Source organism: Intrasporangium sp., assembly GCF_051961875.1.
Classification (GTDB): domain Bacteria; phylum Actinomycetota; class Actinomycetes; order Actinomycetales; family Dermatophilaceae; genus Intrasporangium_A.
In genome coordinates, this window is sequence record NZ_JBQCCV010000287.1 from 21,435 (window position 1) to 27,434 (window position 6,000).

A 6,000-nucleotide genomic window follows, 5' to 3' on the forward strand; every position below is an offset into this window, starting at 1 on the left:
TCCTCCCTGTTGGGGGGAGGCCTTCGGTCGGGGCAACAGGATTTGAACCTGCGACCTTCCGCTCCCAAAGCGGACGCGCTACCAAACTGCGCCATGCCCCGCGGCCCGATCCCGACGCCTCGCCCTGCGGCCGAGGCGATTTCGTCATGATCGGGCGCGACCAGTAGGCTAGCGCCTCGATGGCCCGGGTCACGACCGGGGCCCGCGGGCGTAGCTCAATGGTAGAGCCTCAGTCTTCCAAACTGATTACGCGAGTTCGATTCTCGTCGCCCGCTCGAGAGGGACGGGGCGGCGCCACACCGGTGGCGCCCCGTACTCAGTCAGCCCTCAGGTCGACGCGAGCCCGGCGCGGATCCGCACCGCTGCGACGATGATGTCGACGCACGTGTCGAGGTCGAGCCGGCCCGTGTTGAGGACCAGGTCGTAGGAGAGAGGGTCGGCGGGGTCGACTCCGTAGAACTCCTTCGACATCTGGGCGCGGACTCGGTCCTCATGGCGCTGACGGCGCGACGCCCGCTCCAGGGTGATCCCCGCGTCGACGGCGGCCCGCTCGACCCGCTGCTCGACCGGCCCGTCGAGCCGGACATGGATCGCGGCCGCGGCCCCGGCGAGGACGAACGCCGCGCTCCGTCCGACGATGACGCCGCCCTCCTCGGCCCACTGCGTCACGGTGAAGCTGTTCTCCTTGACCAGCGCGGCGCGGTCCTGCTCGGCCGCCGCCATCGCCGAACCGGTCTCTCCCATGCTCATCCCCATGGCTGCCAGCACCCGCGAGAGGAGGCTCTCTGCTCGCGCGCCGACTCCTCCAGCTCGAGCTCGTCGGAGGAGAAGGGCTGCTCGTGGTAGGCCAGCTCGAGCGCCTCGGCGACCCGTGGACCGATGTAGTCGGCACCTGAGCCGTACGACTCGTAGAGCGTGACGACGGGCTTCACCCGGACCGGATTGGACTCGGACATCTCTCCTCCTTACGCCTACCGGTCCCCGTGCCCGGCATGGGGCGCCGGGAACCAGAACCGAGAAAAGCGGTTCATCACGCCCCGGTAGCGCAATTACGGTGGAGCGTATGGATAGACCTGCGTTGCTCGATGCCCTCAAGGACCGCGACGCGGTGTTGCGTGCCTTCCTCACCGAGGACGGCAGCCTTCGCTCGATCCCGACGAAGTTGCGCAAGCGCCTGGTCGTCCTCGACCATCTCGCGCAGGAGTTCGAGCCGGGGGAGCACTATGACGAGGTCGAGGTCAATGCCCGTCTCCGGCAGTTCCACCCCGACGTCGCGGCTCTCCGGCGCTATCTCGTCGAGGAGGGCTTCCTCGACCGCCGGAACGGCGAGTACTGGCGCTCGGGCGGGACCACGAGCTGAACCGCGGGCGCCCACGGGCGCCCAGTGAACGGCATACGGTATGCCGCTCAGCGCGCTCGGCGCAGGCCCAGCGCTTCGGTGAGGTGGCTCTGGGCGCCCTCGCGCTCCAGACCCTCCGCGACCGCGCTGGCCGTTCGCTCGGACGGCCACGCATGGGTCCAGAACAGGGCGGCGGCACCCGGCACGGCGAGTACGAGAGGGAGCCAGCTGCGCTGCGGCACGACCGACACGAACAGCGCGATGAAGACCGGCGCCTCGCAGATCGCGGCGCGCAGCACGGTCGTCGAGGTGAAGAAGCGAATGCTGGTCTCGGCCGCGTTCTCGTGCGGCAGTCCCTGGGGGAGAGCGGGCACGGCGTAGCCGACCTGGCGGAGCAGGACGGCCGAGCCGAGCAGGGAGAGCACGACGAGGGCGAGCTGCCACCAGGCGGGCCATGGCGCGTCGGGGTCGATGAAGACCCTCGCGAGGGCCACGAGGACGGCGCCGCCGGCGATCGTGCCGGTGAGGAGCTGGAGCATCCGGAGGCGGTCGCCGATGGGTGCGGGGGTGGCCGACATGGCGCCGAGCATAGGCGCATTTATCGATCGACCCGGTCGGCGGCTAGCATGGTGGGTCGGTGCGTCATGCCCTCATGACGTGCTGCCGGTGGCTCCACGTGAGTGGCCGACTCCCGAGACCGAGGCCGCCGCCCGCGGCCACAATCCCAAGCCATGGAGTACCCGCTGTGAAGAGTGCGCTCGAGACCCTCAGCCCGACCCGGGTCAAGATGACCGTCGAGGTCCCGTTCGAGGAGCTCAAGCCGAGCCTCGATGCGGCGTTCAAGCACATCGGTGAGCACATCCAGGTCCCCGGCTTCCGCAAGGGCAAGGTCCCCGCTCGCATCATCGAGCAGCGCGTCGGCCGCCCGGCGGTCCTCGAGGAGGCCGTCAACAACGCCCTCCCCCAGTTCTACGGCCAGGCCCTCGAGGAGCACTCGGTGCGCCCGCTCGGCCAGCCGGAGATCAGCGACCTCTCGGTGCCGATGAGCGACGGTGACGACTTCTCCTTCGTCGTCGAGGTCGACACCCGCCCCGAGCTCGAGCTGCCCGACTTCTCCGACATCGAGCTGACCGTCGACGAGGTCAAGGTCGACGACTCCGACATCGACGAGCGCCTCGACGCGCTCCGCGCCCGCTTCGGCACCTTGGTCGGAGTCGAGCGCCCGGTGCAGGACGGCGACTTCGTCTCGCTCGACCTGTCCGCCGAGGTCGACGGCGAGGAGGTCGACTCGGTCAAGGGCGTGTCCTACGAGGTCGGCTCCGGCAACATGCTCGAGGGCCTCGACGAGGCGCTCCTCGGGATGTCCGCGGACGAGACCAAGCAGTTCACGGCGCCGCTCGCCGGCGGCGACCGCGCCGGCCAGGAGGCCGAGTGCACGGTGACCGTCACGGCCGTCAAGGAGCGTGAGCTGCCCGAGCTCGACGACGAGTTCGCCCAGCTGGCCTCCGAGTTCGACACCCTGGACGAGCTGCGCGCCGACGTGGCACGGGCCGCCGAGAACGAGAAGAAGTTCGGCCAGGGAGTTGAGGCCCGCGACAAGCTCCTCGACATCCTGCTCGAGCGCGTCGAGATCCCGGTGCCGGAGGGCGTCGTCGAGGCGGAGATCCACTCCCACCTCGAGCAGGAGGGGCGCCTCGAGGACGACGAGCACCGTGCCGAGGTCGACGAGAGCACCCGCAAGGCCCTCAAGACCCAGCTCTTGCTCGACGCCGTTGCGGAGCGGGAAGAGGTCCAGGTCGGGCAGCAGGAGCTCATCGAGTTCCTCGTCATGACCTCGCAGCAGTACGGCATGGACCCGAACGCCTTCGCCCAGTCGATCGACCAGGAGGGCCAGATCCCCGCCATGGTCTCCGAGGTCGCCCGCCGCAAGGCGCTCGCCACGGTGCTCGAGAAGGTCGCGGTCAAGGACACAGCCGGCAACGCCGTCGACCTCAATGCCGCGGTCCCGGGGACCGAGGACGACGAGAACGATGGGGACGACGCCCTCGAGGTGGGCGAGGTCGAGGCGGTCGACGTGGCCGCCGACGCGGCCGAGGGCGGCGAGGGCTCGGACGAGCAGGCCCAGGCCTGAGCCCCAGTCCGAACGACAGCGGCCCCCGACCGGATCTCCGGTCGGGGGCCGTTTCACATCTCTCCCGGCATCGGGTGTGAACTCACGGTGTGCCCCTCCGCCCCAAGGGGTACGGCCACGGTGGTCGTCAGGCGCCGTCAGGCGCCGGAAGGTCGGCGACCGATCCGATCGACCAGTGAGGAGCAGACATGAGCAACTTCGACGAGACGGGCGAGGCACAGCAGGTCGAGCAGGACCAGGTCGGCCGACCCGCCGAGCGCGCCGAGCAGCTGCGCCGGGGGCGCGACGCGGACACCGAGATGCTCATGACCGACGGCGGCGCGGCGGACGAGAACGCCGGCGCCGTCGACGCCGGCCGCCCGGGCGGCTCGGGCAACGCGTCGATCACGGAGGAGTCGAGCGGCGGCCGCGGGAGCGACTGGCAGGTCAACGCGGAGGGCACGGTGCGCCACGCCGCCGGGAACACCGGTGCGAACAGCGCCGCGATGGACGACAAGCAGGCGGCCGAGGACTTCGAGACGCGCATCGGTGAGGAGACCGTGGCCATCGAGTCCGGCCAGGACAACGGTCTGAACGAGTAGCGCAGGCAACCACAGCGGCTGGCCGGGCGCCTGCACGTGCCCGGCCAGCGGCATACCTCTTGTGCGCTCAGGGCGAACACGCCCGCGCCGGGAAATCCCCCGACCGCGGGGGACGTTAGGGTCAGTGACGAGCCAGCCGGCCGCGCAGCGCGTGGCCGTGACTGGAGAACTTCGACGATGGAGACATTGGTGACCTCGGACATCTCCGCCAACGGCAACGGCATGCCGGGTGGTCTGGACGACCACATCTACAACCGCCTGCTCAAGGAACGGATCATCTTCCTCGGCTCGGACGTGCGCGATGAGAACGCCAACGCCATCTGCGCCCAGATGCTGCTGCTGTCGGCCGAGGACCCCGACAAGGACATCTGGCTCTACATCAACAGCCCGGGTGGCTCGATCTCCGCGGGCATGGCGATCTACGACACGATGAACTGGATTCCCAACGACGTCGCGACCGTGGCCATGGGCCTCGCTGCCTCGATGGGTCAGTTCCTCCTCTCGGCCGGCACGCAGGGCAAGCGCTACGCGACGCCCCACGCCCGCGTCATGATGCACCAGCCCTCCGGCGGCATTGGCGGCACGGCGACCGACATCAAGATCCAGGCCGAGCAGATGCTCTACATCAAGAAGCAGATGGCCGACCTCATCGCGCAGCACACCGGACAGAGCGTCGAGCAGATCGAGAAGGACTCCGACCGCGACCGGTGGTTCAGCGCCGAGGAGGCCAAGGAGTACGGCTTCGTCGACCACGTCTTCAGCCGCTCCGAGCAGGCGGTCGAGGGCAACGGGAGCGTGGGACAGGCCGACGCGAAGACCGACGAGAGCGAGAAGTGACCCGCATGATGATCGACCCCATCAGCCGCCTTGCCGTGCCCGGCCACGCCCAGCCGCAGAGCCGCTACATCCTGCCGCAGTTCGAGGAGCGCACGTCCTACGGGATGAAGCGGTCGGACCCCTACAACAAGCTCTTCGAGGACCGCATCATCTTCCTCGGGGTGCAGGTCGACGACGCGTCCGCGGACGACATCATCGCCCAGCTGCTCGTGCTCGAGTCGCTCGACCCCGACCGCGACATCCTCATGTACATCAACAGCCCCGGTGGCTCGTTCACGGCGATGACCGCGATCTACGACACGATGCAGTTCGTCCGGCCCGACATCCAGACCTTCTGCATCGGCCAGGCCGCGTCGGCCGCCGCGGTGCTCCTCGGTGCGGGCGCGGCGGGCAAGCGGTTCGCGCTGCCCAACTCGCGCATCCTCATCCACCAGCCGGCCCTGTCCGGCGGCGACTACGGCCAGGCCTCGGACATCGAGATCCAGGCCAACGAGGTGCTGCGCATGCGCACCTGGCTCGAGGACACGCTGGCGCACCACACCGGCCGCAGCTCCGAGCAGGTCCGCAACGACATCGAGCGCGACAAGATCCTCTCCGCCGAGGACGCCAAGGAGTACGGCCTCATCGACGACGTACTCGCCTCGCGCAAGGCCTCGCTCGAGGTCTGAGCCTCCGCGACCGCCGGTTCCATACACCGGTATGCCGTTCCGCCCGCCCCGCTGGAAGCCCGCCTTCCGCGCGGGGCGGGCGGAGCCGCATACGGGGCTTGGCGCCCCAGCCACCGCGTCGAAGGTGCACCTTCCGTCGAAGGGACGGTGGGGTGCCGTCGGCGGTTAGGGTGAGGCATGGCGAGCGACTTCGATTCGGCCGTCGCGGCGGTGGGGCGGCTCGAGAAGGATCCGGGCAACGACGTGAAGCTGCGGCTCTACGCGCTCTACAAGCAGGCGACCGAGGGTGACGTGTCGGGCTCGCGGCCGGGGATGATGGACTTCGTCGGGCGCGCCAAGTACGACGCGTGGGCCAAGCTGCGGGGCACCCCGTCCGAGGACGCGAGGCTCGAGTACGCGCGGATCGTCGACGGCCTCCTCCCGCCGTGATGGCCGCGGCGCCTC

The 6,000-nt window shown here is 69.6% G+C and carries 9 protein-coding genes and 2 tRNA genes; 7 read left to right on the forward strand and 4 right to left on the reverse strand.

Annotated elements, in window-relative coordinates; translation table 11 throughout:
- Positions 1 to 27 precede the first annotated feature (27 nt).
- Positions 28 to 101 (reverse strand) — tRNA-Pro (locus ACTHJJ_RS18010).
- A gap of 103 nt (positions 102 to 204) precedes the next feature.
- Between ACTHJJ_RS18010 and ACTHJJ_RS18015 the strand changes: the two genes are divergently transcribed.
- Positions 205 to 275 (forward strand) — tRNA-Gly (locus ACTHJJ_RS18015).
- Positions 276 to 327: 52 nt separating this feature from the next.
- Here the strand turns inward: ACTHJJ_RS18015 and ACTHJJ_RS18020 are convergent.
- Positions 328 to 744 (reverse strand): AAA family ATPase, encoded by a 417-nt coding sequence (locus ACTHJJ_RS18020; protein WP_440304325.1) that lies wholly within the window; start codon positions 742 to 744, stop codon positions 328 to 330.
- A gap of 2 nt (positions 745 to 746) precedes the next feature.
- A complete protein-coding gene (locus ACTHJJ_RS18025; RefSeq protein ID WP_440304326.1) occupies positions 747 to 956 on the reverse strand; it encodes a hypothetical protein in 210 nt (69 codons plus the stop codon).
- Between the two features lie 107 nt (positions 957 to 1,063).
- On the opposite strand from ACTHJJ_RS18025, the gene ACTHJJ_RS18030 reads away from it, so the two are divergent.
- Positions 1,064 to 1,360 carry a DUF2087 domain-containing protein gene (locus ACTHJJ_RS18030; protein WP_440304327.1) on the forward strand — a complete coding sequence of 99 codons (297 nt, stop codon included), beginning with the start codon at positions 1,064 to 1,066 and terminating at the stop codon, positions 1,358 to 1,360.
- Between the two features lie 47 nt (positions 1,361 to 1,407).
- On the opposite strand, the gene ACTHJJ_RS18035 is transcribed toward ACTHJJ_RS18030, so the two are convergent.
- Positions 1,408 to 1,917 (reverse strand): hypothetical protein, encoded by a 510-nt coding sequence (locus ACTHJJ_RS18035; protein WP_440304328.1) that lies wholly within the window; start codon positions 1,915 to 1,917, stop codon positions 1,408 to 1,410.
- 167 nt (positions 1,918 to 2,084) lie between these two features.
- Here ACTHJJ_RS18035 and tig point away from each other — a divergent pair, with 167 nt between their 5' ends.
- The 5 genes from tig to ACTHJJ_RS18060 all read left to right on the forward strand — a co-directional run bounded on the left by tig (position 2,085) and on the right by ACTHJJ_RS18060 (position 5,985).
- Positions 2,085 to 3,470 carry a trigger factor gene (gene tig, locus ACTHJJ_RS18040; RefSeq protein ID WP_440304329.1) on the forward strand — a complete coding sequence of 462 codons (1,386 nt, stop codon included), beginning with the start codon at positions 2,085 to 2,087 and terminating at the stop codon, positions 3,468 to 3,470.
- A gap of 188 nt (positions 3,471 to 3,658) precedes the next feature.
- On the forward strand, positions 3,659 to 4,051 hold the full coding sequence (locus ACTHJJ_RS18045; protein WP_440304330.1) for a hypothetical protein: 393 nt from the start codon (positions 3,659 to 3,661) through the stop codon (positions 4,049 to 4,051).
- 177 nt (positions 4,052 to 4,228) lie between these two features.
- On the forward strand, positions 4,229 to 4,888 hold the full coding sequence (locus tag ACTHJJ_RS18050; RefSeq protein ID WP_440304331.1) for an ATP-dependent Clp protease proteolytic subunit: 660 nt from the start codon (positions 4,229 to 4,231) through the stop codon (positions 4,886 to 4,888).
- 5 nt (positions 4,889 to 4,893) lie between these two features.
- The gene (locus tag ACTHJJ_RS18055) at positions 4,894 to 5,556 is read left to right on the forward strand and encodes an ATP-dependent Clp protease proteolytic subunit (RefSeq protein ID WP_440304332.1); all 663 of its coding nucleotides are present in this window, start codon (positions 4,894 to 4,896) and stop codon (positions 5,554 to 5,556) included.
- Between the two features lie 177 nt (positions 5,557 to 5,733).
- On the forward strand, positions 5,734 to 5,985 hold the full coding sequence (locus ACTHJJ_RS18060) for an acyl-CoA-binding protein (protein ID WP_440304333.1): 252 nt from the start codon (positions 5,734 to 5,736) through the stop codon (positions 5,983 to 5,985).
- The last annotated feature ends 15 nt before the right edge of the window (positions 5,986 to 6,000 follow it).

Excerpts from the sequence above, each read along its gene's own strand:
- ACTHJJ_RS18030 (WP_440304327.1), top strand. The coding sequence starts at position 1,064 with ATGGATAGACCTGCGTTGCTCGATGCCCTCAAGGACCGCGACGCGGTG.
- ACTHJJ_RS18020 (WP_440304325.1), bottom strand. The coding sequence starts at position 744 with ATGGGAGAGACCGGTTCGGCGATGGCGGCGGCCGAGCAGGACCGCGCC.
- ACTHJJ_RS18050 (WP_440304331.1), top strand. The coding sequence starts at position 4,229 with ATGGAGACATTGGTGACCTCGGACATCTCCGCCAACGGCAACGGCATG.
- ACTHJJ_RS18025 (WP_440304326.1), bottom strand. The coding sequence starts at position 956 with ATGTCCGAGTCCAATCCGGTCCGGGTGAAGCCCGTCGTCACGCTCTAC.
- ACTHJJ_RS18045 (WP_440304330.1), top strand. The coding sequence starts at position 3,659 with ATGAGCAACTTCGACGAGACGGGCGAGGCACAGCAGGTCGAGCAGGAC.
- ACTHJJ_RS18035 (WP_440304328.1), bottom strand. The coding sequence starts at position 1,917 with ATGTCGGCCACCCCCGCACCCATCGGCGACCGCCTCCGGATGCTCCAG.
- ACTHJJ_RS18055 (WP_440304332.1), top strand. The coding sequence starts at position 4,894 with ATGATGATCGACCCCATCAGCCGCCTTGCCGTGCCCGGCCACGCCCAG.
- ACTHJJ_RS18060 (WP_440304333.1), top strand. The coding sequence starts at position 5,734 with ATGGCGAGCGACTTCGATTCGGCCGTCGCGGCGGTGGGGCGGCTCGAG.